This is a genomic window from Castellaniella hirudinis (assembly GCF_047468865.1).
In the GTDB taxonomy this organism is placed as follows: domain Bacteria; phylum Pseudomonadota; class Gammaproteobacteria; order Burkholderiales; family Burkholderiaceae_B; genus Castellaniella; species Castellaniella hirudinis_A.
Map to the genome: position 1 here is coordinate 181,265 of NZ_JBLGTV010000002.1, position 25,797 is coordinate 207,061.

Annotated in this window: 23 protein-coding genes and 4 tRNA genes; 11 read left to right on the forward strand and 16 right to left on the reverse strand. The window is 59.7% G+C overall.

Going from position 1 to position 25,797, the window contains the following annotated elements; genetic code table 11:
• Positions 1-9: 9 nt before the first annotated feature.
• From ACMHYJ_RS04430 to ACMHYJ_RS04475, 10 genes are all read right to left on the reverse strand, one after another.
• A tRNA-Trp gene (locus ACMHYJ_RS04430) sits at positions 10-85 on the reverse strand.
• 84 nt (positions 86-169) lie between these two features.
• Positions 170-1,360 carry an elongation factor Tu gene (gene tuf / locus ACMHYJ_RS04435; RefSeq protein ID WP_414244985.1) on the reverse strand — a complete coding sequence of 397 codons (1,191 nt, stop codon included), beginning with the start codon at positions 1,358-1,360 and terminating at the stop codon, positions 170-172.
• A 42-nt stretch (positions 1,361-1,402) separates the two neighbouring features.
• Positions 1,403-1,477: transfer RNA gene (locus ACMHYJ_RS04440), tRNA-Thr, on the reverse strand.
• 33 nt (positions 1,478-1,510) lie between these two features.
• Positions 1,511-1,584 (reverse strand) — tRNA-Gly (locus ACMHYJ_RS04445).
• Positions 1,585-1,634: 50 nt separating this feature from the next.
• A tRNA-Tyr gene (locus ACMHYJ_RS04450) sits at positions 1,635-1,721 on the reverse strand.
• Positions 1,722-1,778: 57 nt separating this feature from the next.
• Positions 1,779-2,711, reverse strand: a complete 933-nt coding sequence (locus ACMHYJ_RS04455) for a ParB/RepB/Spo0J family partition protein (protein WP_414245000.1) — start codon at positions 2,709-2,711, stop codon at positions 1,779-1,781.
• A 31-nt stretch (positions 2,712-2,742) separates the two neighbouring features.
• On the reverse strand, positions 2,743-3,555 hold the full coding sequence (locus ACMHYJ_RS04460) for a ParA family protein (protein ID WP_414245001.1): 813 nt from the start codon (positions 3,553-3,555) through the stop codon (positions 2,743-2,745).
• Entirely contained in the window at positions 3,542-4,222 is a 681-nt protein-coding gene (gene rsmG / locus ACMHYJ_RS04465; RefSeq protein WP_414245002.1) for a 16S rRNA (guanine(527)-N(7))-methyltransferase RsmG, read from the reverse strand. Before rsmG ends, ACMHYJ_RS04460 begins: the two co-directional genes overlap by 14 nt.
• The gene (gene mnmG / locus ACMHYJ_RS04470) at positions 4,219-6,135 is read right to left on the reverse strand and encodes a tRNA uridine-5-carboxymethylaminomethyl(34) synthesis enzyme MnmG (RefSeq protein WP_414245003.1); all 1,917 of its coding nucleotides are present in this window, start codon (positions 6,133-6,135) and stop codon (positions 4,219-4,221) included. The genes rsmG and mnmG overlap by 4 nt, the downstream gene beginning before the upstream one ends.
• Before the next feature lie 1,553 nt (positions 6,136-7,688).
• Entirely contained in the window at positions 7,689-7,895 is a 207-nt protein-coding gene (locus tag ACMHYJ_RS04475; RefSeq protein WP_322995781.1) for a cold-shock protein, read from the reverse strand.
• A 220-nt stretch (positions 7,896-8,115) separates the two neighbouring features.
• Between ACMHYJ_RS04475 and ACMHYJ_RS04480 the strand changes: the two genes are divergently transcribed.
• Entirely contained in the window at positions 8,116-9,333 is a 1,218-nt protein-coding gene (locus tag ACMHYJ_RS04480) for a methionine aminotransferase (protein ID WP_414245004.1), read from the forward strand.
• Between the two features lie 822 nt (positions 9,334-10,155).
• On the opposite strand, the gene ACMHYJ_RS04485 is transcribed toward ACMHYJ_RS04480, so the two are convergent.
• Entirely contained in the window at positions 10,156-11,205 is a 1,050-nt protein-coding gene (locus ACMHYJ_RS04485; protein ID WP_414245005.1) for a metallophosphoesterase, read from the reverse strand.
• A gap of 70 nt (positions 11,206-11,275) precedes the next feature.
• Between ACMHYJ_RS04485 and ACMHYJ_RS04490 the strand changes: the two genes are divergently transcribed.
• Positions 11,276-11,884 (forward strand): Fic/DOC family protein, encoded by a 609-nt coding sequence (locus tag ACMHYJ_RS04490; protein ID WP_414245006.1) that lies wholly within the window; start codon positions 11,276-11,278, stop codon positions 11,882-11,884.
• A gap of 31 nt (positions 11,885-11,915) precedes the next feature.
• Here ACMHYJ_RS04490 and ACMHYJ_RS04495 read toward each other — a convergent pair whose 3' ends face one another.
• The gene (locus ACMHYJ_RS04495) at positions 11,916-12,068 is read right to left on the reverse strand and encodes a hypothetical protein (protein ID WP_414245007.1); all 153 of its coding nucleotides are present in this window, start codon (positions 12,066-12,068) and stop codon (positions 11,916-11,918) included.
• Between the two features lie 169 nt (positions 12,069-12,237).
• On the opposite strand from ACMHYJ_RS04495, the gene ACMHYJ_RS04500 reads away from it, so the two are divergent.
• From ACMHYJ_RS04500 to ACMHYJ_RS04515, 4 genes are all read left to right on the forward strand, one after another.
• Positions 12,238-12,909, forward strand: a complete 672-nt coding sequence (locus tag ACMHYJ_RS04500; protein WP_414245008.1) for a class I SAM-dependent methyltransferase — start codon at positions 12,238-12,240, stop codon at positions 12,907-12,909.
• Between the two features lie 170 nt (positions 12,910-13,079).
• Entirely contained in the window at positions 13,080-14,042 is a 963-nt protein-coding gene (locus tag ACMHYJ_RS04505; protein ID WP_414245009.1) for a PDR/VanB family oxidoreductase, read from the forward strand.
• Positions 14,043-14,235: 193 nt separating this feature from the next.
• Positions 14,236-15,081, forward strand: a complete 846-nt coding sequence (locus ACMHYJ_RS04510) for a quinone oxidoreductase family protein (RefSeq protein ID WP_414245010.1) — start codon at positions 14,236-14,238, stop codon at positions 15,079-15,081.
• Positions 15,078-16,013 carry a LysR family transcriptional regulator gene (locus ACMHYJ_RS04515; protein ID WP_414245011.1) on the forward strand — a complete coding sequence of 312 codons (936 nt, stop codon included), beginning with the start codon at positions 15,078-15,080 and terminating at the stop codon, positions 16,011-16,013. Before ACMHYJ_RS04510 ends, ACMHYJ_RS04515 begins: the two co-directional genes overlap by 4 nt.
• Before the next feature lie 28 nt (positions 16,014-16,041).
• On the opposite strand, the gene ACMHYJ_RS04520 is transcribed toward ACMHYJ_RS04515, so the two are convergent.
• Positions 16,042-16,803, reverse strand: coding sequence for a sulfite exporter TauE/SafE family protein (locus ACMHYJ_RS04520; RefSeq protein ID WP_414245198.1), 762 nt, complete (start codon positions 16,801-16,803; stop codon positions 16,042-16,044).
• A gap of 91 nt (positions 16,804-16,894) precedes the next feature.
• Between ACMHYJ_RS04520 and ACMHYJ_RS04525 the strand changes: the two genes are divergently transcribed.
• Positions 16,895-17,776: a LysR family transcriptional regulator gene (locus ACMHYJ_RS04525; RefSeq protein WP_414245012.1), complete on the forward strand. Its 882-nt coding sequence runs from the start codon at positions 16,895-16,897 to the stop codon at positions 17,774-17,776.
• 85 nt (positions 17,777-17,861) lie between these two features.
• Here the strand turns inward: ACMHYJ_RS04525 and gyrB are convergent, their stop codons facing one another.
• From gyrB to dnaA, 3 genes are read right to left on the reverse strand one after another with little or no spacing between them, the layout of a single operon-like run.
• Complete coding sequence (gene gyrB, locus ACMHYJ_RS04530) at positions 17,862-20,315, reverse strand: DNA topoisomerase (ATP-hydrolyzing) subunit B (protein WP_414245013.1); 2,454 nt, start codon at positions 20,313-20,315, stop codon at positions 17,862-17,864.
• Between the two features lie 37 nt (positions 20,316-20,352).
• A complete protein-coding gene (gene dnaN, locus ACMHYJ_RS04535; protein WP_414245014.1) occupies positions 20,353-21,462 on the reverse strand; it encodes a DNA polymerase III subunit beta in 1,110 nt (369 codons plus the stop codon).
• Between the two features lie 6 nt (positions 21,463-21,468).
• On the reverse strand, positions 21,469-22,887 hold the full coding sequence (gene dnaA / locus ACMHYJ_RS04540; RefSeq protein ID WP_414245015.1) for a chromosomal replication initiator protein DnaA: 1,419 nt from the start codon (positions 22,885-22,887) through the stop codon (positions 21,469-21,471).
• Between the two features lie 238 nt (positions 22,888-23,125).
• Here dnaA and rpmH point away from each other — a divergent pair, with 238 nt between their 5' ends.
• The 4 genes from rpmH to yidC all read left to right on the forward strand — a co-directional run bounded on the left by rpmH (position 23,126) and on the right by yidC (position 25,732).
• The gene (rpmH, locus tag ACMHYJ_RS04545; RefSeq protein ID WP_043679136.1) at positions 23,126-23,260 is read left to right on the forward strand and encodes a 50S ribosomal protein L34; all 135 of its coding nucleotides are present in this window, start codon (positions 23,126-23,128) and stop codon (positions 23,258-23,260) included.
• Positions 23,261-23,306: 46 nt separating this feature from the next.
• The gene (locus ACMHYJ_RS04550) at positions 23,307-23,666 is read left to right on the forward strand and encodes a ribonuclease P protein component (protein WP_414245016.1); all 360 of its coding nucleotides are present in this window, start codon (positions 23,307-23,309) and stop codon (positions 23,664-23,666) included.
• A complete protein-coding gene (gene yidD / locus ACMHYJ_RS04555; RefSeq protein WP_414245199.1) occupies positions 23,663-23,902 on the forward strand; it encodes a membrane protein insertion efficiency factor YidD in 240 nt (79 codons plus the stop codon). Before ACMHYJ_RS04550 ends, yidD begins: the two co-directional genes overlap by 4 nt.
• A gap of 102 nt (positions 23,903-24,004) precedes the next feature.
• Positions 24,005-25,732 (forward strand): membrane protein insertase YidC, encoded by a 1,728-nt coding sequence (gene yidC, locus ACMHYJ_RS04560; protein ID WP_414245017.1) that lies wholly within the window; start codon positions 24,005-24,007, stop codon positions 25,730-25,732.
• Positions 25,733-25,797 lie beyond the last annotated feature (65 nt).

Below are 25,797 nucleotides of genomic sequence, written 5' to 3' on the forward strand. Positions count from 1 at the left end.
AATGAATGGTGGCAGGGGCAGAAGGAATCGAACCCTCAACCTTCGGTTTTGGAGACCGACGCTCTGCCAATTGAGCTATACCCCTAGACCCGAAAAACGGTGGCGTGGCGACACACCACCGTTTTTAAAACAGCATGATGGGCGGCCAGCCCATCATTATACAACAAAATTACTTGTTGATTTTGGCGACGACGCCGGCGCCGACGGTGCGGCCGCCTTCGCGGATGGCGAAGCGCAGGCCTTCTTCCATGGCGATCGGCGCAATCAGGCTGACCTTCATGGAAACGTTATCGCCCGGCAGCACCATTTCCTTGTCTTCGGGCAGCTCGATCGTGCCGGTCACGTCCGTCGTGCGGAAGTAGAACTGCGGACGATAGCCCTTGAAGAACGGCGTGTGGCGGCCGCCTTCGTCCTTGGACAGAATGTAGACCTCGGCGTCGAAGTCCGTGTGCGGATGGATCGAGCCGGGCTTGGCCAGCACCTGGCCGCGCTCGACTTCCTCGCGCTTGGTGCCGCGCAGCAAAATACCGACGTTATCGCCCGCTTCGCCCTGATCCAGCAGCTTGCGGAACATTTCCACGCCCGTGCAGGTGGTCTTGACCGTGTCGTGAATGCCGACGATCTCGATTTCCTCGCCCACCTTGATCACGCCGCGCTCGATGCGGCCCGTCACCACCGTGCCGCGACCCGAGATCGAGAACACGTCTTCCACAGGCATCAGGAACGTGCCGTCCACGGCGCGCTCGGGCTGGGGAATATAGGTGTCCAGCGCCTCGGCCAGGGCCATGATGGCCTGCGAACCCAGGGGGCCTTCGTCGCCGTCGAGCGCCAGCTTGGCCGAACCCTTGATGATCGGCGTGTCGTCGCCCGGAAAGTCGTACTTGGAGAGCAGCTCGCGCACTTCCATTTCGACCAGTTCCAGCAGTTCTTCGTCGTCGACCATGTCGCACTTGTTCAGGAACACGACGATGTAGGGCACGCCCACCTGGCGCGCCAGCAGGATGTGTTCGCGCGTTTGCGGCATGGGGCCGTCAGCGGCCGAGCACACCAGAATCGCGCCGTCCATCTGGGCCGCGCCCGTGATCATGTTCTTCACGTAGTCGGCGTGGCCCGGGCAGTCCACGTGCGCGTAGTGGCGGTTGGCCGTTTCGTATTCCACGTGCGAGGTGCTGATGGTGATGCCGCGCGCCTTTTCCTCGGGCGCGTTGTCGATCTGGTCGTAGCCCTTGGCTTCGCCGCCCATCGCCTTGGCCAGCACCGTCGTGATCGCCGCCGTCAGCGTCGTCTTGCCGTGGTCAACGTGCCCGATCGTACCCACGTTCACGTGCGGTTTGGTCCGTTCAAACTTACCTTTTGCCATGGCAGACTCCTGTGAGGAATAAGAGAGCTGATATAGAAATTGTGGTGCCCATGATGCGGATCGAACGCATGACCTCTCCCTTACCAAGGGAGTGCTCTACCACTGAGCCACATGGGCGTAAATCGTGTTGGACTGTCAGCCATGACCCGCTGGAGCGGGTGAAGGGAATCGAACCCTCGTCGTAAGCTTGGAAGGCTTCTGCTCTACCATTGAGCTACACCCGCGAGTGAATCCCTGCTGACAGTGTTTTCCGTGTAAAAGAAAACGCTTGCTTTGGTGGTGGGAGTTGGATTCGAACCAACGTAGGCGCAAGGCCAACAGATTTACAGTCTGCCCCCTTTAACCACTCGGGCACCCCACCTAAAGCGAATTGCGAATTATGAAGATGTTTTTTGCTTGTGTCAAGCGGCCTTGGGTTTTATTGTGGTTCTTCCAACACGTTCGCCAGCCCTTGGCGCGCCAGCAGGGCATCCAGGTGGCCCCAGTCCGAGAAGTCGATGATCAGCTGGCCGCCTTTGCGCGTGCCGGTCTTGATGCGCACGCGGGTGCCCAGGTGATCCGCCAGCGATTTTTCCAGCCGGGCCAGATCCCCCTGCCCCGGTTTCGCATCGGCCCGAGCCACCCGCCCCGCCGGGGTCTGGATGACTTCGTCTTCTTCGCGCAGCGCCCGCGCAACCCTTTTTTCGGTGTCGCGCACCGACAGGCGCTTGGCGATGACTTCCTGCGCCAACAGAATCTGGCGGGCCGCGTCCGTCGCCAGCAAGGCACGCGCATGGCCCATGTCGATGTCCCCGGCCAGCAGCATGGTCTGCACCGGCTCGGCCAGGTTGAGCAGCCGCAGCAAATTGCTGGTGGCCGAGCGTGAGCGGCCAATTGCCGTGGCGGCCTGCTCGTGGGTCAGACCGAATTCGTCCAGCAGGCGTCGCACGCCATGCGCTTCTTCCAGAGGGTTCAGATCCTCGCGCTGGATGTTTTCGATCAGGGCCATGGCCGCCGCGTGTTCGTCCGCCACGTCGCGCACCAGGACGGGCACCGCGTCCAGATCCGCGATTTGCGCTGCGCGAAAACGCCGTTCGCCCGCGATGATTTCATACTGCCCCGGCTCATCGGCCAAGGGCCGCACCAGGATCGGCTGCATGATGCCCTGCGTGCGGATGGAATCCGCCAGATCGTTCAGGGCTTCTTCATCCATGCGGGTGCGGGGCTGGTAGCGCCCCGCCCGCAGCGCCGCCAGCGGCAGCTGGCTGGGCGCGGCGGCCGCATTGCCGCTCCCGACCTGATCCAAGGCCCCGCGATCCTCACCCAGCAGGGCGTCCAGACCGCGCCCCAGACCTTTTTTTCGTGTCGCCATTTCTTTGTCCTGTTCTGTTGTCGCTGTGTGTTCAGGCGGCACGGCGCCGCACCCGCCCACCGACGCGCCGAATGAGTTCTTCGCCAAATTGCAGGTAGGCCTTGGCGCCCCGCGATGATTTGTCGTACACCACCCCGGGCATGCCATGGCTGGGGGCTTCCGCCAACCGGACGTTGCGGGGGATGACGGTCTTGAACACCTTATCGCCAAAATGCGACACCAGCTGATCCGATACCTGCTGCTGCAGGGTAACTCGCCGATCGAACATCACCCGCAACAAGCCGATGAGTTCCAGCGAGGTGTTGAGATTGCGGTAGATGCGCTTGATCGTATTGACCAGATCGGACAACCCCTCCAGAGCGAAATATTCGCACTGCATGGGGATGATCACCCCATCCGCGCTGGCCAGGCCGTTCAGGGTCAGCAGCGACAGCGTCGGCGGGCAGTCGATCAGGATGAAGTCATAGGCATCGGCGACCTGCGTCAATGCCTGCTTGAGCTGCATTTCGCGGTTGTCCATCCCCACCAGATCGATTTCCGCCCCGGAGAGTTCCCGATTGGACGGCAGGACATCGTATCCCCCGGATTCGGAGCGCATGCAAGCCTCGGCGATCCGGGCCTCGCCGATCAGCACCTGATACAGGTTGATTTCGGCCTGATTCTTGTCGATCCCGCTGCCCATGGTGGCGTTGCCCTGAGGATCCAGGTCGATCAGCAGCACCCGCTGGCCGTGCATGGCCAGCGCCGCCGACAAATTGATGGCCGTCGTGGTTTTTCCCACGCCGCCTTTTTGATTGGCAATGCAAAACACGCGGGCGGAGGGTTTCTGGCTAGCAGGGGTCATGGGTTTCCTTGAGGCCGAGTTCCAGCAGGCAGCGCTGCGCCGGGAGCTGGGGAACATGCAACACGGTATGCGACCGGATCATCCAGGGGCTGTTGGCTTCCAGCTGCCGGATTTCTTCTTCGGGGTACTGGCCCTTCATGGCCCATAGCCCGCCTTCGCCGGCCCGGTGATGGCCTGCTATCCGGGCAAAATCCAACAAAGAGGCAAATGCGCGGGAAATCACGATATCCGCCTGCTGGCTGGGCAGCGCTTCGATGCGTCCATGAATGGACTGCACGTTGGGCAGATCCAGCGCGCCCGCGGCCTGGCGGATGAAGGCGGTCTTTTTGCCGACGGCATCCACGCAGGTGACGCGCCAGTCCGGCTGGCAGATACCCAGGATGATACCCGGCAAGCCGGCACCCGAGCCCATGTCCGCGACCCGGGTATTGCGCCCCGCGCGATGCCGGCGCAGCACAGGCACCACGGCCAGGCTGTCGAACACGTGCTGAACCAGCATATCCGCTGGCTGGCGGATGGCCGTCAGGTTATAGGCCTTGTTCCAACGCTGCAATTGCTGCAGATAGGCAAGCAGCCGATCCGCATGCACGGCGTCGTCCGCCATGTGCAGCGCATCCAGGGCCGCCAGCAGCGCCGGGCGGTATGACAGGAATGGATTGCTGGTCATGCGGCTTTCTTGCTGCGCTGCAGCCGTTTGATATGCACCAGCAGCAGGGAAATCGCCGCGGGCGTCACCCCGGATACCCGACTGGCCTGGCCGATGGACACGGGACGAGCGGTTTCCAGGCGCTGGCGCACTTCGGTGGACAGCCCCGGGATGGCGCCATAGTCGAAGTTTTCCGGTATGGCCTGGTTTTCCTGGGCCAGTTGACGGTCGATGTCCAGACGCTGGCGCTGTACATAACCGGCGTACTTGACCTGGATATTCAACTGCTCGGCATAATCCGGGGCCTGCAGGCCGGGGCCGGCCAGCAAGTTGCCCTCGGCATCGCGCAAGGCCATGAGTTGCGCATAATCCGCCTGCGGGCGCTTCAGCAAGTCCAACAGGCTGAGGTGCCGATCCAGATGCTGGATGGCCCACCGCGACCGGTCATGCACACTGAGGACGGCAGGGTTGATCCGGGTTTCCCGCAGCCGCTGCAATTCTTTGGCGACGGCATCGCGCTTGCGGCTGAAAGCATCCCAGCGCGCATCGTCCACCAGGCCCAATTGCCGCCCGATCTCGGTCATGCGCTGGTCGGCATTGTCTTCGCGCAGGCTCAAGCGGTATTCCGCCCGCGAAGTAAACATTCTGTAGGGTTCAGTAACACCTTTAGTTACAAGATCATCCACCAGCACGCCCAGGTAGGCTGCTTGGCGCGATACCAGCCAGGGATCTTTGTCCTGGGCGCGCAATGCCGCATTGGCGCCGGCCAACAGCCCCTGTGCGGCGGCTTCTTCGTACCCCGTCGTGCCGTTGATTTGCCCGGCAAAAAACAGATTGCGTATGGCCTTGGTTTCCAAGCAGGGATGCAAATGCCGGGGATCGAAATAATCGTATTCAATGGCATAGCCAGGCCGCATGATTCTGGCATTTTCCAGGCCCGGCAGACTTCTGACCAACTGGTATTGGATATCGAAAGGCAGGCTGGTGGAAATCCCATTGGGATAGATTTCGCAGGAGGAAGCCCCTTCAGGCTCCAGAAAAACTTGATGGCTGGTTTTATCGGCAAACCGATGAATTTTGTCTTCGATAGAAGGACAATACCGCGGGCCAATGCCTTCGATGGTTCTCGCATCGCTGTACAAAGGCGAACGATCCAGGCCAGACCGCACGATCTCATGCGACTGGGCCGTCGTATGGGTAATCCAGCACGGCACCTGCGCTGGGTGCATGTCCGCATGGCCCAGATAGGAAAACACGGGCACGGGATCCAAATCGCCGGCCTGGACTTCGGTTTTACTGAAATCAATGGACTTGGCATCAATACGCGGCGGCGTGCCCGTCTTCAACCGGCCTTGGGGTAGATTCAGTTCTTTGAGGCGATGCCCCAGGCTGGTGGCCGGCGGATCGCCTGCCCGTCCGGCAGCGTAATGCGATAAGCCCACATGCATCAGTCCATTCAGAAAAGTGCCTGCCGTCAGCACCACGGTCTTGGCCTTGAAAACCAGCCCGATCTGTGTTTTTGCACCAACAACGCGATCGCCCGCCAGAATCAGATCATCAACGGACTGTTGAAAAATCATTAGATTCTTCTGGCCTTCCAACATCATGCGAATGGCGCGACGATATAAAGACCGATCGGCTTGGGCACGGGTCGCGCGCACGGCAGGCCCTTTGGATCGATTGAGTATCCGAAATTGTATGCCGGCAAGATCAGTGGCCCACGCCATGGCGCCACCCAAGGCATCGACTTCCTTGACCAAATGCCCTTTGCCTATGCCACCGATGGATGGATTGCAAGACATTTGTCCTAAGGTTTCGATGTTGTGGGTTAGCAACAGGGTGGAAGCCCCCATGCGCGCCGCAGCCAATGCAGCTTCTGTCCCGGCATGGCCACCGCCGATAACCAGGACGTCAAATTCTTCAGGATAGTTCATGAGTTTGATCAGACAAGACTGATCTCATTATAAGCGGTGAGGCGGACGTGCTGATGTTTCACGTGAAACAATGAGGAGAATCGTGCTATTCGATTTTTTGCGTAGCCTTTTTGGTGGCAATGCAGAACTATCGGGGATAAAGCCTGAAAGGCTTCAGTTGTCGTGGCATTGTGTAATGTGCAGCATTGTTTGCTGCTATCGTGCGATGTTGTTGGTTTTTTTGTCCTGATGCGGGGTGCGTAATTTGAGTGTTATTGGGCGGCTTTGTCGTTGTTCAAACCATGGGGCAGGGCAGGTCTCGATTTGGCGGCTTCGCCGGGGATGACGAGGTTTGCTCCAACAGCCCTGCCCCATGGTTTGAACAACGACAAACGAGAATAGCAGCGCTTCTGGAGCTACCCCAGATACGAGATATCTCTGTTTTCCGGTGTTAAAACCTTTACGCTTTGAGCTGCTTGCCACCTCAGCTGTTGCAGGCTTGCTTGATTGTCACAGCACCGAGGCAGTTGTTGGGCTATTCGGTACGGGCATTGTGTCTCCGAGCAATTTTCCAGCAGTCATGACTTGAATGGGTGAAGGAGCGTGTTGGAGGCTGTTGGGCTTGAGGTAAGCCCGCACACCCTTGGTTTCATGCTCATGCGGGATGCGGGACAGAGGAAGCCTAATTTGAGTGCTATTGGGTGGCTTCGTCGTTGTTCAAATAATGGGGCAGGGCAGGTCGCCGTTTGGCGGCTTCGCCGGGGATGACGAGGTTTGCTCCAACAGCCCTGCCCCATTATTTGAACAACGACAAACGAGAATAGAAACGTTTTTGGGCTACCCAACGCGCAAGATGTCTCTGTTTTGCGGTGCTAAAAAATCTTTACGTTTTGAGCCGCTTGTAGCCTCAGCTATTGCAAGGTTGCTTGATTGTCACAGCATCGTACACAACTACGGTTTACGCTGCTTGCCACTTCAACTATCGCGGGACTGTTTGATTATCGCATCGTTGTGCGCCACTATCTTTCTATCTGGCGTGGCATTGTGCTTTCGCAACTTTTTTCGTCAATCTTGGCTTGAATGAATGATGGGGGACTGTTGGAGCAAACCCCGTCATCCACGGCGAAGCCGCCAAATCGCGACCTGTCCCCCGTCATTCATTCAAGCCAAGATGAGCCTTTACAAAAAAACGCTTCAAACACCCCATCAACCCTGCGTATTAAACAACATTAAAAAATAACGATGCAGCAAGACTACCCCAAAGCCAAAAAACTTTGTCCAGAAACGCTATTGCTCAGAACCTTGCAAGGCCACTTCACACCTTGAGCAGAAAACCCCGCCCATAAAAACAAAACTGTTCCACGTGAAACATCCAGCTGAACAAGCTGTTGAAAAGGGCTCGCTTCAGGGACAAAACATCGTTGACACCCGATTCAACAAAACCACTAGTGCCTGTGGATAAATCTGTGGACAATATTGGCAAAAGAGGGTAAAACTTTTACCCGGCATCCCACAAGGCAGCAACAAAAAAGGGCACCCCGAAGGGTGCCCCTAAAATCAGTCGCCTGGATTAATTACATCGGGCGAATTTCTGCAGCCTGAGGGCCTTTGGGGCCATCTTTGACTTCGAATTGTACAGCTTGGCCTTCGTTGAGGCTGCGATAACCGCGGCCTTCGATGGCGGAGAAGTGCGCGAAAACGTCGGAGCCGCCTTCGTCAGGAGTGATGAAGCCGAAACCTTTTTCAGCGTTGAACCATTTGACTTTGCCCGTTTGAGCCATGATCAGGTACGTCCTAAATAAAAGAAAAGAAACAACAATGAATCAAGAACGCGAACCGGAACAGATCTAGCCTGAGTAGCGAATAGCGACAGGGCAAGCCTACTGCGAGACATGCGTGCTGCTTGAATTGCATTGCAACAAGGAGAATAACTACGCAGCAACCAAAGTCAAATCATAGTTTTCCCTAGGTTGAATTGTATCCGGGCTCGGCGCTTTATGCATGAATAAGCACAGAAAACAACAGATTTTTGTAAACAGCAACCAGACCATGAACCAACACTCGAAACTACCCCATGTGGGCGACACCATCTTCAGCGAAATGAACGCCGTTGCAAGCGAAGTCAACGCCATCAATCTGGGCCAGGGGTTCCCCGATTACCAGCCGGACAGCGAGCTTCTGGATGCCGTCTGCCAAGCCATCCAGCGGGGGCCCAACCAATATGCTCCGATGATCGGTGTTGCCGCATTGCGACAGGCGATTGCCGCCAAAGTGCTGGCTTTGCAAGGACACGCCTACGATGCGCAGCAAGAAATCACGGTAACTTCCGGCGCTACGGAAGCCCTGAGCGCCAGCATTCTGGCGCTGGTGCATCCTGGCGATGACGTCGTGTTGATCGACCCGGCCTATGACCTTTATGCGCCAGTCGTGACTTTGGCCGGCGGCAAACCCGTCAGGGTCGCCATGCGGCCGCCCGATGCGTCCAGACCCGGATTCAGGCTGGACTGGGAAGCGATTGGCAACGCCATTCATGAAAAAACACGGTTGCTGATCCTGAATTTTCCCCACAATCCCACCGGCTTGACTTTAAGCGAAGCGGATCTGGATGCGCTGGAGCACATCGCCGCGAAAAAACCATTTTTGATTCTGTCGGACGAAGCCTATGAACACATTGTGTTCGATGGCCAGGCTTATTTCAGCCCGGCATCCAGGCCGATGTTGGCGGCACGCTGTGTGCTGGTGTCATCGTTTGCAAAAACCCTGCAAATTACCGGCTGGAAAATAGGGTACTGCTGCGCGCCTGCCGACATCAGCAAAGAAATCCGCAAAGTCCACCAGTACCTGGTGTTCTCGGTCAATACCCCTTTGCAGCAGGGTATTGCCAGTTTTCTGGGGAAGACCCAGGCCGTCCAAGCCTTGGCGGCATTGTACCAGCGCAAGCGTGACCGGCTGGTGCGGGGCTTGAGCCACACCCGGCTACGGCCGCTGCCTTGCGCAGGAACCTTTTTTCTCTTAGCCGATGCTTCTGCGCTGGGGATGGATCAAGAAAAGCGGACGGCCATTCGGCTGGCCAAGGAAGCCGGCGTCGCCACAATCCCGGTATCCGCTTTTTATGCCGACCCGGATGCACCGGCGGCCAATCACCAGCTGCTGCGGTTCTGTTTTGCAAAACAGGACGCGACGCTGGATGCGGCAATCGAGCGCTTGGCCAAGATTTGAGAACCTGCTGAACGTGTGACTGTCCGAGCCGATCGGCGACTGTGCCGCAAAGGTTCGTTCAGGGATCTTTAAGCAAGTGGATGGCTGATCGTGTGTTTTGGTTTTCAGTTGTACTGATCTTATATATTTAACTGATAAGAATGATGGAAGTCTGTGGATAACTGGCATAAGTCAAATTGTTCTGGTTTATCAATTGCTTGAACAGTTTTTCCCAGTGGGCTGTTCTGTGGCTGAAGACCGCACAGTTTGGGGACAGATTTCCGTTTCCCCGGTCGGGATGGGCTTTTGCACGAGGCATCCACAGCCAGTACACAAGGGGCGGCCATAGTGCTTATCCACAAGCGTTTGGTACTGTGTGCTCAACGCGAGCGGAGCAATGGATGCTCGGCTTGTCTATGAGTGGATGGTTCAACCGGGCGTCGGGTGTGGATGTGCGCAATCGGCGCAATTTTTCCGGCCGGATTCAAGAGGTGCCCGATTTGTATTCAGGACGAACTTGAACAGGGCGGCTTGTGTTCCAGAATCGGGTACGCGACGAACCACGGATGGAAAGCAAGCAACAATCTCAATAACTTTAATCTATATAAATGATAATAATAATGGGTCTTTGTGGATAAGTGGATTTGTCAAAAAAACGAAATTAAATCAAATGCTTACCAAGAAATTTTCTGTGGTTTATCTTGTGCGTCGAGCAAGGATGGATTGTGGATGCTTCTGGCCGCACCGGAGATCCGCCGACTTGTCACCAAGTTATCCCCCGGCTATGCACGGCAGGCGAGCCCAGTGCTTATCCACAGGCTGTTTTTTTGAAAAGGCGGAAATTCAGTCGGTGTCCAGGCGCTGGCCGTTGTCAAATACCAGCTGGTTTTCCGGCCAGAGCAAGGCGGCCAGACGATAGCGTGTCGGGTCGATGTGGCCTAGATGATGGCGTTCGCTCCAGCGGGCGCCGACGGAATAATCGACGCAGAATGCCTGCCGGTGGGCGCCATGCCAGGCGGTGGGGCCGGTTTGTTGGAACAGGCGGCTGTAGCGCCAGGCGTCCAGCTGGCCGGGGGGCTGGAAAAGCCGCCAATAGTGACCGATGACGACAGGGGTGGGATCCGGGTCATCGTTCCACCAGGCGATACGGTCGGAATACCGCCAGCGATGGCCGGAATAAAACGGCCGCGGGCTGCGGGCTTCGATGCCCGAGGTCAGGCGTTTTATCGGGCTGGCCTGTTGCTGCAGGGACTCGTAGTCGGCGACGGCGTCCAGGTATGGCGGCGGGTTGCCGGGGTCTTCCAGCTGCTTGGCCCAGCGTTCCAGCTCGGCCAGGTAGCGGGCTTCGAGGTCGTTTTTCCGGGCCAGCCGCTGGATGTTCAGGTCGGTTTCGTGGATGAATTCCAGGATGTTGCCCAGGGGAACTTCAGCCACGGCCGCGATGGAGGCCGGATCCCAGGCGGCGTGCACCAGGCGCAGACCGGGCATGCGGATGGCCAGGGGCAGTTGGCAGAAGAAATCGCGGATCTCCGGCCGCTGGCTGGCGCTGGCGCGTGAAAATGGCGCATAGTGTGGTGTATCGGGGTCGACGCGGCTGTCGAAAAACCAGCCGGATCCGTCTTTGGCATCGTTGGCCAGCAGGTTGATTTCGTGGTTGCCCAGGATGGCCAGTGCGCGGCCCTGATCCACCAGGGTTCGCACCCGCTGGATGACGGCGACGCTGTCGGGCCCACGGTCGCAAAGGTCGCCGATGAAGACCAGACGGCGGTTCTGGGTGTCCGGGTGGGTATCCAGGTGATCCAGCAGGCTGTCCAGGGCCTGGATTTCGCCGTGGATATCGCCGATGATGGCCAGAGGCTGCGGGTTTAGCGTAAGGACGAGAGTTGGGTTCATGACCCTATTTTGCTTCGCGCAGGGGTTCTGGACAATACGCATTAACCGGGGGGAGGCAGGAGGCGTTCTGATGAACCGATATGAAGTCAGCGGTTGGCAAAATACCGTTCAGGAAGGCTCTGACGGCCGCGTGCTGAAAAACAAGCTGGGGATCGTCAATCAAAGCGACATGAACCATGCCGAGCTTGTGCTGCTGCACAAGCTCTACGACAGTGTGCTGCAGTCGCCGCCCAGCGGCCCCATCACGGTGCGGCTGGTGCGTCAGTGGCATCGGCGCTGGCTGGGCAATGTGTATACCTGGGCGGGATACGAGCGATCCGTCAACATGAGCAAGGATGGCTTTCCCTTTGCGGCGGCCGACCGGATCTCCGCCTTGCTGGATGATTATGATCGACGCTACCTGGCCCGCTACACCCCGTGCATGGGCATGCCAAGGGCCGATCTGGTGCGGGCCATCGCCCTGACGCATGTGGAATTCATCCTGATCCATCCGTTCCGGGAAGGCAATGGCCGGATATCCCGCTTATTGGCCGATGTCATGGCTGTGCAGGCGGGCCTGGGGCCGCTGGACTACAGCGCGTGGGAGGCCCATCGGGCGCATTACATTCAGTCCATACAGCTTGGGCTGGCCGGGGATTATGACCCCATGGTGCATTGGGTGGATCGGATTGTGCCTTGACTGAAGGCGGGCGAAGGCCGCCCGCCGGGGTTCAGGCCAGGGTGGGCGGGGCGAGATCCAGCGCCGGAAAACGGCTGGCGGATTGCAGCTGGTTTTCGAGGTCTTGGATGGCCTGGCCGGTTTCGATGGCCGTTGAACTGGCGACGGCGCGGATGATGCGGCCGGGGCTGATGGCGGGTGCCACAGCGGCGAGATCAGGGACGAGGGGAAGGGTGCATGAAAGCATGCGTCATTATACTGCGTTGCTGCCGAAACGACTGATTTATTGGCGGAGCCTTGTGGTAATTTGTCTGTGTTCTGATGTATTGTTGCCCGCATGGGTATTGCCATATTGCCAGTCTACGGAGGCCCGCATGCCGAAAAACCGATTTATCGGTGCCGTTCCTTTAGTGCAGAATCTACGTCAGTACCATGCGCGATATCAGGCGGATATCCAGCAGCGGCTGGCAGGCGTGATCCAGGCTGCGCCGCCGCTGATTTTTTTGCGCGAATGGCTGGCCGGGCCGGGAAGCGTAGGGGCCGTCTGGCCAAGTTCGCGCCGGCTGGCCTGCTGCATGGCGGCCCAGGCGCCGCTGTCGGGCGATGGCCTGGTGATCGAATTGGGCGCCGGCACCGGGGTGGTCACCCAGGCCCTGCTGGATCGCGGGATATCGCCGGGGCGTTTGTGGGTGGTCGAGCGGTCGCCCGCATTTGTGCAGCATCTGCGGTATCGGTTTCCCGCCTTGACCGTGGTGGGCGGGGATGCGGCAAAGCTCGAATCCCTGTTGCCCGCCAACAAGAAAGTGGATGCGGTGATCTCCAGCCTGCCGCTGCGATCCTTGCCTGCCGAGGTGGTCGACGCCATTGCGCGGCAGTGGCGGGCGTGTCTGGCGCCGGGTGGCTGCCTGGTGCAGTTTACTTACGCGTTATGGGGTCGGGATGCGCGCTGGCTGGCTGGTTTCAAAATGGAATCCAGCCATTTTTCCTGGCTGAACGTTCCGCCCGCCCGGGTGTGCGTATTCAGACGGGATACGTCGTGTCCCTGATTGAATGGCCACGTGCTTTGAATGGCCACCCGCTTGGCTGCGCGTTTAAGGAACCTTCAGAGGTTCTTTAACATAAGTCAAGGACTTGTCTTGTCCTTGTTTGGTATACGTGATCAAAATAGAAACCATTATTTTTTTGGATTGCGAATACTATTGTCTCGCATGACGCAATGGAACTGGTCAACGTCGAAATTGCCGCGAAAAAACAGCTGGTAGCGGGGGTCTACCTGTTTTGCTTGAAAAGAATGGATGGACGCCCCCTGCCGCCGTTCACGGCGGGCGCCCATATTGGCGTGCATTTGCCCAATGGCATGATTCGCCAGTATTCATTATGCGGCAGCCCCCAGGATCGCATGCAATACCAGATCGCCGTTCGGGTCGAGCCGGACTCCCGAGGGGGATCCGTTTTGCTGTGCAATCGGCTGAAGCCCGGGGATACCCTGGCTATTGAATACCCGGTCAATCGTTTTGCCTTGCAGCACGCCGGTAAAACATTGCTGCTGGCCGGCGGCATCGGCATCGCCCCCATGCTGCCCATGGCGGCGCAGTTGTTTCGAGGCGGGCAGACGTTTGCGCTGCATTACTACAACCAGGCGCGGTCGCGGGCGGCTTTTATACCGGAAATCCAGGCGGCCCCCTGGAAAGATGCCGCTACGCTGTATTTCAGCGATGAATCGGGCCGGTCGAGACAGCGGATCGGCGATTTGCTGAGAACGGTGGATCGTTTGGCCCATGTGTATGCCTGCGGCCCATCGGGTTTTGTCCAGCATGTCATCCAAAATGCCATCCAGGCGGGCCTGAGCAGCCGGCAACTGCACTACGAAGCCTTTGCGCTGCCCGACGACCTGAAGCCATCCTGTGCCGGGCCGGCGTTTAAAATAAAAATCAAAAGCACGGGCCGGGTGTATGACATCCCGGCGGATGAACCGCCCACACGGGCTTTGGCGCGCCAGGGGGTGAAAATACCTGTTTCTTGCGAAGAAGGAAACTGCGGCACGTGCCTGACCCGTGTCCTGGAAGGCGTGCCGGATCACCGGGATGTCTACCTGAGCGATGCGGATCACGCTCGTCACCGGATTTTCACCCCGTGCTGTTCCAGGTCGAAATCCGCCGTGCTGCTGCTGGATATTTGAAAGGGCTGCCTGTCTTCAGCTGATCAGGCGGTTGGTATCTCGTCCTCAATTACTGCATAATTTGCAGTAATTAACTGCAAGAGTAATATATTGTTTATCTAATAGTGCGTTTCCATAATATGGGTCAGGGCGCGAAGATGCGTGACCTATTTCAAGGAGATGTAGATGGTTACTATTGTTCGGATTGAGCAGTATGGAAGCCCCAATGCTTTGCGCGTTCAGGAAGCAGACCCTGTCGCGCCTGGGGCTGGAAGGCGCGGGTCGTGTGACGGCTGTCGGAGCGGGCGTGAATCATGTCCAGGCAGGCGACCGGGTTGCTTATGCCACCGGGCCGCTGGGTGCTTACGCCAGTGGCCGGCTTTATCCGGCAGAGCGTTTGGTCAAACTGCCGGATGACCTGTCTTGTGAAGATGCCGCTGCCATCCTATTCAAGGGCATAACCGCACAGTATCTGCTCAAGAGCACCTATTCGGTAGGTTTGGGCACGAGCATTCTGCTTTATGGTGTTGCCGGTGGCGTGGGCGCCATCATGGCGCAGTGGGCCAAGCAACTGGGGGCATTCGTAATCGGCGTGGTGTCGAAGGCGGCCAGCGTGCCAAAGGCGGAATCGCTGGGTTGTGATGCGGTAATGGTTTTTAATCCAGACAAACTGGCAAGCGAGGTTGGTCGCATCACCCACGGCCGTATGGTGGATGTGGTGTACGACCCGATTGGCCGAATCTCGTTTGAAGCATCACTGGGAAGCCTGCGCCCACGCGGATTGATGGTGTCTTTTGGCGCATCATCCGGTGTACCGGCGGCAGTGGAGTTGGCAACGCTGAACGCCAAGGGTTCGTTGTTTCTTACTCGACCATCGCTGGCCGCACACACCGCCAGTGTTGTCGAATACCAGCAACGAGCGCAAGATGTGCTGCACGCAGTAAGCAGTGGCGTGATTACGCCACATATCTGGGGGCGTTATGCTTTATCCGATGCGGTCACAGCGCATGCCGATCTCGAATCCGGGCGAACCTCCGGCAGTATTATTCTGCGGCCATGAAATACGACGCATTAGGCAACCAGTACAGTGACGAAATCGCGGCGCTGCTTGCCGTGGCATCCGAAGGCTCGTTCGTGGCTGCCGGTCGCCTGCTGCAGCGCCATCCAACCGTAGTATCCAAACGGGTAGCCGCCATGGAGGCGCGGCTGGGTATCCGGTTGATAGAGCGCTCCACCCGGCGGGTTCGCTTGACGGATACAGGCATGCAACTGACACAGAAGCTGCGAGCAGCCACCAATCTGATTGCCGAAGCGGAGCAGGAAGCATCGGCGGGCGCTGTGGAAGTGCGCGGCGTCCTGCGGCTCGCCTTACCGGGCGCCATGGGACGACAGTGGCTGGCGCCGATGCTGCCAGCTTTCCTGGCCGCTTGTCCGCAGGTGTCTATCGTGGCCGACTACAGCGAACGCTTTGTGGATATCATTGCTGAAGGCTTCGACCTGGCGATTCGTATGGGAGATTTGCACGATAGCCGGCTGATCGCCAAGAAGCTTGGCGACCACCGCCGCATCCTGTGCGCTTCTCCGGCATATATTGCCGCCCATGGTCTGCCGACTGAACCACAAGCGCTGGCGCAGCACAGCTGCTTGCGTTTTAGCGGCTTTTCCACATTTCCAGAATGGCGGCTGATTACTGGAGGCCGACAGCAAACGGTGCCGGTATCGGGATCGATGACCAGCAATGACAGTGAGGCGCTGCTGGCCGCCGCATGTGCTGGAATAGGTATTCTGGCCGCCGGCGAGTGGCTGATGAGCCGGGATATCGCCGCCGGTAGACTGGTGCGTGTACTGCCGGATTGGCAGTTGGATGCTGCGGGCGGCATCTACCTGGTTCGGCCTTCGGCCAAGTTTTCCGCCGCCACGACGTTGGCGTTCAAAGCCTGGATCGAAGATCAGTTTTGTACTGGGCTGCCCTGGCATATCGGGGACAGATGAAATACTGCAATCGGGATTAAGTGATGGTTCAGCGTATCGCGGGAGCATAAGTTTTCACGAAGAACGCCAACGTGATGCCGGTGGTGGCAAGCAGCGTCAAGGCGCGGATGATGTCCGGTGGCGCGCGCCGTCCGATGCAGGCACCGCCGTATCCACCGATGAGCGCGCCTGCCAGCATGGCCAGAGTCTCGGGCCAACGCACCGCGTCTGCCGTGATGAAGGCGAGCACAGCCACCACGTTGGCGGCGCTGACCATCAGCGTGCGCGGCGCATTCAAGCGCTTCAAGTCGGACTTGTCGAGCAGGCCCCACATCGCGATCATCATGATTCCGACCGCGCCGCCGAAGTAGCCGCCGTAGATACCCAGCGCGAACTGGACGGCCAGCACCGCGTGCGCGTGGATGCGCCAGCGTGCGCGTAAGGCTTGACCGATGCGCCGTCCAAATGCGAGTGCGATGGAGGCGACCAGCAGCAACCATGGCAATACGAACGTGAATGCCGCGGATGAGGTGCGCAGCAACAGCAGCGCTCCGATCAGGCCGCCGCACAGCGTCGTCGCCAGCAAGGCACGCACCGGCACGGGGCCGACCGACTGCAGTCCATCTTTGTAGGCCCAGGCGCTGGCCAGTCCGCCTGGGAAAAGTGCAACCGTGCTGGATGTGTTCGCCTGAACCGGAGGGACGCCTGCGGCAAGCAGTGCGGGCAAGCTGACGAATGAGCCGCCGCCAGCCAGGGCATTCATCCCTCCAGCTATTATTCCAGCGCAGAAAACCAGAATCATCATATCCATGGAAGCGATATTAGTCATCCGACCGAGCCTCGGCAATCTGGAAGTTCCGGTGCTAGACTTCGGAAATTCCGAATAGAGGGGAGGAAGGGCGATGCGCTTCGATCTGACCGATCTGCGGGTTTTTCTGTCCGTGGTGGAGTGTGGCAGCCTGACGCAGGGCGCCCAAGCGACTCATCTGGCGCTGGCATCGGTCAGTGAACGCATTGCCGGCATGGAGGCGGCATTGGGCGTCCCGCTGTTCGAGCGGAACCGTCGCGGTGTAAGCACCACCGCTGCGGGTAAAGCCTTGATTCGGCATGCTCGTTCGATCCTGGGGCAGGTCGAGCAGATGCGTGGAGAGTTGCGAACCTACGCGGCGGGCCTGAAAGGCCGTATCCGGCTGCTATCCAACACCGCTGCCATGGTTGCGTTCCTGCCGACGCAGCTTTGCCAGTTTCTGGCGCTTCATCGAGATTTGTCTATCGACTTGGAAGAACGAACCAGCGCGGATATCGTCCAGGCCTTGGGGAGCAGGCGCGCTGACCTGGGCGTTGTTGCGGACATTGCGGATCTTGGTGCGCTGCAGTCGCATCTGATCGCAAGCGATCGGCTCGTCGTGATCGTCGGTCGTTCACACCGGGCGGTTGGACGGTCGCACGTGGCTTTTGCGGATATCCTGGGTGAACCGATCGTGGGCACGGCGGACACGGCATTGGAGGCGCATCTTGCAGAACGCGCGTCGCGGCTGGGACGCCAGCTCGACTACCGCATCCAGTTGCGGAATACCGAGCATGTGGCCATGCACGTTGAAGCGGGCATCGGGATTTCAATCCTCTCGGAGGGATTGGCTCGAACACTGCGCCGCGATCTGGTCATTTTACCGTTGTCCGATGCCTGGGCTGCCCGACGGCTCTATCTGTGCGCTTGCGATTTCTCCACCCTGACCCCGCATGCCAGCTTGCTCGCCCAGAGATTGATGGGCAGGGCTCCGTAGCATTTAGTCGGCTATTTTCCCGGTCGCTAAAGATGGCCAATTTTTCCCACAACACTTGGCCATCTTTAGCGAAATCCAACAAAGATCAAACGTCGATATTGCCCGCCTGCAAGGCGTGGGTTTCGATAAACGCGCGGCGCGGTTCGACGTTGTCGCCCATCAAGGTGACGAAGATTTCGTCGGCGGCGATGGCGTCTTCGATTTGCACCCGCAACAGGCGGCGCACGGTGGGATCCATGGTGGTTTCCCACAGTTGGTCGGGGTTCATTTCGCCCAGGCCCTTGTAGCGTTGCTTGCTGATGCCGCGTTCGGCTTCGGTGCGCAGCCATTGCATGACTTCGCGGAAATCCGACACGGATTTTTCTTTGGCCTTGTCGCCCGTGCCGCGGCGCACCAGGGCCCCGTCGCCCAGCAGGCCCATGAAGGTCTTGGCCGTGCGCGCCAGGACGGCGTAATCGCCGCCGCGCACGAAGGCGCGGTCGAAAAGGCTGACGCGCTGGTTGCCGAAGTGGGGGCGGATGACGGCCAGGCGCCAGGATTCTTCGATGTCGTCGTATTGGGCCTCGACATGCACGCCGTGGGTGTCGGCGGGATCGTGCAAGGCGGCTTCCAGCGCCTGGGCGCTGGCCTGGGCGGCGGCTTCATCCACCAGGCTGATGGACACGCCTTCGGCCATGGCCGACAGGGATTCGACATCCAGGATGCGCGACAGGCGGGCGATGACGCTGTCGGCCAGAACATATTGGCGGGCCAGGTCCATCAACGCGTCGCCGCGAATGGGGGTGGCGTCGGTCTGGGGGACGAGTTCGGTGTCTTTCAGGGCCAGTTGCAGCATGAACTGGGCTTCTTCGGCGTCATCCTTGAGATAACGTTCTTCGCGCCCGACCTTGACCTTGTACAGGGGCGGCTGGGCGATGTACACATAGCCGCGTTCGACCAGCTCGCGCATCTGGCGGTAGAACAGGGTCAGCAGCAGGGTGCGGATGTGGGCGCCGTCGACGTCCGCGTCGGTCATGATGATGATGCGGTGGTAGCGCAGCTTGTCCACGTTGAAATCCGGCCCGATGCTGGTGCCCAGGGCGGTGATCAGGGTGGTGATCTGCTCGCTGGACAACAGGCGGTCGAAGCGGGCTTTTTCGACGTTCAGCACCTTGCCGCGCAGCGGCAGGATGGCCTGGAACTTGCGGTCTCGGCCTTGTTTGGCGGAACCGCCGGCCGAGTCCCCTTCCACAATGTAGAGTTCGCACAGGGCGGGGTCTTTTTCCTGGCAGTCGGCCAGCTTGCCGGGCAGGCCGGCGCCTTCCAGCACGCTTTTCCGGCGCGTCATTTCGCGGGCTTTGCGGGCGGCTTCGCGGGCGCGGGCGGCTTCGACGATCTTGGAACACAGCGCGCGCGCATCGTTGGGGTTTTCCAGCAGCCAGGTTTCGAGAGTGCGGCTGACGGCTTCTTCGACGGCGGGGCGGACTTCGCTGGAAACGAGCTTGTCCTTGGTCTGGCTGCTGAACTTGGGTTCGGGCACCTTGACCGACAGCACGCAGGCCAGGCCTTCACGCATGTCGTCGCCGGTGGTGTCGACCTTGGCTTTCTTGGCCAGTTCGTTGTCGGCGATGTATTTGTTCAGCACCCGGGTCATGGCGGCGCGCAGGCCGGTCAGGTGCGAACCACCGTCGCGCTGGGGAATGTTGTTGGTGAAGCACAGCACGGTTTCGGCGTAGCTGTCGTTCCATTGCATGGCGACTTCGACGCCCACCCGCACGCCGCCGGCTTCGGATTCGGTGGATACGGCGAAGACGTTGTCGTGCAGCGTGGTCTTGGCGCGGTTGATGTATTGCACAAAGCCCTTGACCCCGCCCAGGAACGCCAGGTTTTCATCCTGGCCGGTGCGCTCGTCCACCAGGCGGATCTTGACGCCGTTGTTCAGGAAGGAGAGTTCGCGCAGACGCCGCGCCAGGATGTCGTAGGTGTAGTCGATATTGGTGAAGATTTCCGAATCGGCCAGGTAGTGCACGCGGGTGCCCGTGCGTTCGGACTCGCCCGTCACGGCCAGGGGGGCGACGCGTTCGCCCCGGCGGAATTCCATGTGGTGTTCCTGGCCGTTGCGCCAGATGGTCAGGCGCAGCCATTCGGACAGGGCATTGACGCAGGAAACCCCCACGCCGTGCAGGCCGCCCGATACCTTGTAGGAATTCTGGTCGAACTTGCCCCCGGCATGCAGTTCGGTCATGACGATTTCGGCGGCGCTGCGGTGGTGTTCGTCGTCTTTGTGGATGGCGGTGGGAATGCCGCGGCCATTGTCCGTGACGGAGATGCTGTTGTCGGCATGGATGGTGACGACGATGTCGTCGCAGTAGCCGGCCAGGGCTTCGTCGATGGCATTGTCCACGACCTCGAAGACCATGTGATGCAGGCCGGTGCCGTCGGAGGTGTCGCCAATGTACATGCCGGGACGCTTGCGCACGGCCTCCAGGCCCTTGAGCATCTTGATGGAATCGGCGCCATAGCCGGGCGTCGGCGTATTCGGGGTAGTGGGTTCTGACATGAAAATCCTGTGTGTGTATCCGTCGGGCAATGAAGGGTCAGATGCGCATGGGCATGACGACGTATTTGAATTCGTCGTCGTTGGGCACCGTGATCAGAACCGATGCATTGACGTCGGGCTGGATGGACCAGCAGATGGATTCGGTCTTGACGTTGCCCAGGACGTCCAGCAGATAGCTGACGTTGAAGGCCACGTCCAGGGGTTCTTGGGCGTAATCCACTTCGAGTTCTTCCCGGGCTTCTTCTTGTTCGGCGTTGGACGAGGAAATGCGCAGCAGGTTGTCGCCCAGCTGCAGGCGCACGCCCTTGAGCTTGTCGGTGGTGAGGATGGCGGCGCGCTGCAGGCTGGCCAGCAGCAGTTCGCGCGGGATCTGGATGTGGCGCGTGTAGCCCGTGGGGATGACCCGTTTGTAGTCGGGGAACTTGCCCTCGACCAGCTTGGAAACGAGCTCGATTTCGCCAAAGCGGAAACGGATCTGACCAGGGGCCAGATCGACCTGCACCGGGGTGTCGTCATCGGCCAGCAGGCGCAGCATTTCGTGGATGGTCTTGCGCGGGATGATGGCGTCCATCTGGGCGTCCAGCCCTTCGACCGCCGTGCCGCTGTGGGCCAGGCGGTGGCCGTCGGTGGAGACAGCGCGCACGAAGCCGGGTTCGAGCACCAGCAGCAGGCCGTTCAGATAGTAGCGGATGTCTTGCTGGGCCATCGAGAAATGAACCTGGTTGAAGATCTGCCGCAGCGCTTTTTGGGACATGGAAAAGGAGGCCGGCCATTCGCTGGCCTGAGTGACCGTGGGGTAGTCTTCGGCGCTGAGTGTCTGCAGGGCGAAGCGGCTGCGCCCGGCCTGCAGAGACAGCTTGGCGTCGTCCAGCGACAGGCGGACGTCGCCCGTGTCGGGCAGGGCGCGCAGGATGTCGAGGAACTTGCGCGCCGCCACGGTGGTGGACTGGATTTCTTCGCCCACCCCGAAGTCGGCCTGGGTCGTGATCTGGACTTCGAGGTCGTTGGCGACAAAGGACACTTGGTTGCCGTTTTTCTGGATCAATACATTGGCCAGGATGGGCAGGGTATTGCGCCGCTCGACGATGCCCACCACGGTGGTCAGGGGCTTCAGCACGGCATCGCGGCTTGCTTGGATCAGTAGCATGTTGTCTTATCCTTTGAGGGTTTGCTCAAGTACGTGAAGTTCGTGGTTGAGTTCCGTTTGTTTGCCGCGCAGGTCGGTGATCTTGCGCACGGCGTGAAGCACGGTGGTGTGATCCCGCCCCCCGAAAAGGTCGCCGATTTCAGGCAGGCTTTTTTGGGTGAGTTCCTTGGCCAGATACATGGCGATCTGGCGTGGCAGGGCGATATTGGCCGGCCGGCGCTTGGAATACATGTCGGCGACCTTGATTTTATAGAAGTCGGCCACGGTTTTCTGGATGTTCTCGACCGTGATCTGGCTATTCGACACTGACAGCAGGTCTTTCAGGGCTTCTTTGCAGACCTCGACGCTGAGGACTTCGCGCCCGTGGAATCGGGCAAAGGCGGACACCTTGCGCAGGGCGCCTTCTAGTTCGCGCACGTTGCTGCGCAGATGCTTGGCAATGAAGAAGGCGACTTCCTCGGGCATGGTGATGCCTTCGGTTTGCGCTTTGCGCAGCAAGATGGCCACGCGCATTTCGAGTTCGGGCGGTTCGATGGCGACGGTCAGGCCGGAATCGAAGCGGGAAATCAGGCGGCTGTCGATGTTGGCGAGTTCTTTGGGATAGGTATCCGAGGTGATGATGATTTGCTTGCGCTGCGCCACCATGGCTTCGAAGGCGTAGAAGAATTCTTCCTGGGTGCGGTTTTTGCCGGCGAAGAACTGGATGTCGTCGATGAGCAGCAGATCCAGCGAATGGTAATAGCGCTTGAAGTCGTCGAAGGCGCGGCGCTGATAGGCCTTGACCACATCGGAAACGTATTGGTCGGCGTGGACATAGCGGATGCGCGGGCTGGTGCCGCTGGCCAGCAGGGCGTTGCCGATGGCGTGGATCAGGTGGGTCTTGCCCAGGCCCACCCCGCCGTACAGGAACAGCGGGTTATAGGAGACACCGGGGTTTTCGGCCACCTGCATGGCGGCGGCCCGGGCCAATTGGTTGGCCTTGCCGATGACGAAGTTATCGAAGGTCAGCTCTAGATTGAGGCGCGAGCGATCTTTGATGGCTTCATCGGCGGCCGTGTGCGCCGGCGTGGCGGGGGCGGGGTGGGCCGCCGCCGGGCCGGTTGCGCCGGCTGGACTGGCCGCACTGGCCGCGGGCGCCGGCGCGGCGGGCATGCGCAGCGATGGCGCGGGGCGCGCCTGGGCGGCATGGATTTCGATCTGAACCTGAACCGCCTGTGAAAACCAGTCGCTGGCCAGGGCTTCGATGCGGGTGCAATAGTTCTTGCGCACCCAGTCGAGTTTCATGCGATTGGGCGCGCCGATGCGCAGGATCGCGAGTTCCGCATCGTAGCCCAGGGGGACGAGGGGTTTGATCCAGGCGCTGATTTGCTGAGGGGGGAGTTCCTGTTCCAGCTGCTGGACACAGGCCTGCCAAAATTCATTCATAGGAAGTCAACGTGCTAAACCTCGATTCTACCCTTTCCAGAGGCTAGTTATCCACAGATCAAGCTGGGTTAAGGGGCCAGTGCGGGGGATAAGTCCCCAAGTAATTGACGAAAAGCCAAAAATTTGTTGAAATAATGGGCTTTTCGATGCTTTGGGTGATTAGGGCTTATTTTGCCTGTCATTGGTGCCCGGGCGTTCGAGCCTCAAACCATTTTTCCCAAGCTCTTTTGGATTCGCCATGAAACGCACTTTCCAGCCTTCTGTTACCCGCCGCAAGCGCACCCACGGCTTTCGCGTCCGCATGAAAACGCGTGCGGGCCGTGCCGTCCTTAGCGCCCGCCGCGCCAAGGGCCGCAAGCGCCTGGCCGTCTAATTGTCGGATAAGGCGCCTGGCCCGATCAGGCGCCTGACGGACTGCCATGCCTTCCGATTTTCCTTCGGCGGCGCGGCTGCATCGCCCCTCGGAATACGCCGCGGCCTTGAAAGGCCGACGTATCGCCCGAGGGGCGTTGTTCATTGTGTCCGGCCCCAGGGATGCGGCCAGCGGGCCCGCCCGGCTGGGGCTGGTGGTGCCCAAGCGCCATGCCCCGCTGGCGGTGACGCGCAATGCCATCAAACGCGTTCTGCGCGAAGCCTTTCGCCTGCAGCGCAGCCGCCTGCCCGCCGGCGACCTGGTGTTTCGCCTGGTGGCCCGGCCCGATCCAGCCAGCCTGACGCAGCTGAAGCGCCAGGTGCGCGCCGAGGCCGATCGGCTGTTGGGCAAGATCGCGCGATGCTGATCCGCCGGTTGTTCATTGCGCCGATCCGGTTCTATCGGTTTTTTTTAAGCCCCTGGGTGGGCCAGCAGTGCCGCTTTACCCCGACTTGTTCGGTCTATGCGATGCAGGCGATTGAAACCCATGGGGTGATCCGGGGGATCTGGCTGGGCGCGCGGCGGATTGCGCGCTGCCATCCGGGCTGCCCCGGGGGGCATGACCCGGTGCCGCCGCCGCGCACGCATCCGCCCGGGCAATGACCCGATGCGGATCCTTCGATTCGGCTTGCTCAAGCTGTTGTCAGCAAGCCTACGTTAAACTGGTAGGCTTTTTGCTTCGACCTTATTAGAAAACAGGCGCCAATGGACATTCGACGCACCATCCTCTGGATGATTTTCTCTTTCTCCTTGCTGCTGTTGTGGAATAACTGGCAGGTTTACCAGGGCCAGCCGTCTTTGTTTTCCACGGCGCCCGCGCCGGCGGCTGAAACCGCCGCTGCGGCGGATCAGGCGGGGCCCGCGGGCGTCTCGTCGGTCGCCCAACAGGGAGGGGCCGGCACGGACAGTGTTCCCGCCGCCGATGCGCCGGCCGAAGGCCAGCGCATCGATGTGCGCACGGGCGTCTATAACCTGACGTTCGATACGCTGGGCGCCCAGTTGGTGCGTTCCGAACTGCTCAAGTTCAAAAACGTGGACGAGACCACGGGGATCATCCCTTGGGTCAAGGGTTTGCTGGGCTTCAAGGCGCCCCAGAACGCCGGGCAGGACATGTACCTGCTGAACGACCAGCCGGGCGACACTTATGTGGCGCAGACCGGGTTGGTGGGGGCGCCCCAGGGGCAGTCGTATCCCACTCACCTGACGCCGTTCGCGCTGGTGGGCGACGGCCCTGTGGTCAAGGGCGACACCACGGAAATCGCCTTTGTGGCCACGGCCGGCCAGGTGCGCGTGGTCAAGACTTTCGTCTTGTCCAACGACAGCTACGACATCCGGGTGCGCAACGAAATCTTCAACCTGGGCGATCAGCCGATTGATCCGTCCTTGTATCTGCAGTTGACGCGCGATGGCCACGAACCGGCCAGCACGTCGGGCTTCTACAGCACTTTCACCGGCGTGGCGGTGTATTCGTCCGAGGACAAGTTCCAGAAGGTGACGTTCGACGAAATCACCAAGAACAAAGCCAGCTATGTCCAGCAGGCCGATAATGGCTGGGTGGGGATGGTGCAGCACTACTTCGCCACGGCCTGGGTGCCGCAGCAAGGGGCCGTGCGAACCAACCAGACGCTGGCCCTGCCGGGCGGGCTGTTCGCCGTGCGCACGATCGAATCCGTCGGCGCCATCGCGCCGGGGGCCAGCAAGGCCGTCGAATCGCAGCTGTGGGTCGGCCCGCAGGATCAGCAGGCCATGAGCGCCGTGGCCCCGGGCCTGGATCTGGTGGTGGATTACGGCTGGGTCACCATCATCGCCAAGCCGATGTTCCATCTGATGGTCTGGCTGCATGATATCGTGGGCAATTGGGGCTGGACCATCGTGCTGTTGACGCTCTTGATCAAGCTGGTGTTCTATCCCCTGTCGGCGGCCAGCTATCGCTCGATGGCGAAGATGAAGCTGGTCGCGCCGCGCATGAAGCACCTGAAGGAAAAATTCGGTGACGACAAGGCGAAAATGAACGCGGCCATGATGGAAATGTACCGCACGGAAAAGATCAACCCGCTGGGGGGATGTTTACCGATGCTGGTGCAAATCCCGGTGTTCATCGCGCTGTACTGGGTGCTGCTGGGCAGCGTGGAAATGCGCGGAGCGCCCTGGATTCTATGGATTCACGACTTGGCGATCAGCGATCCGTGGTTCATTTTGCCCGCTTTCATGATGCTGACCATGTTTGTGCAGATCAAGCTGAACCCGACGCCGCCCGACCCCATGCAGGCGCGGGTGATGATGATCATGCCGTTGGTGTTCGGCGGGATGATGTTCCTGTTTCCGGCGGGGCTGGTGCTGTACTGGTGCGTCAATAATACCGTGTCGATCATTCAGCAGCGGGTAATCATGAAGCGCCTGGATCGGGAAAAAGCCGCGTCGGCATCCAGCTGATCATCGGGTTTTCCCCGGTTTTGAATAGGCGGCGTTCTTTGCGGGACGCCGTTTTTTTTCAAGGC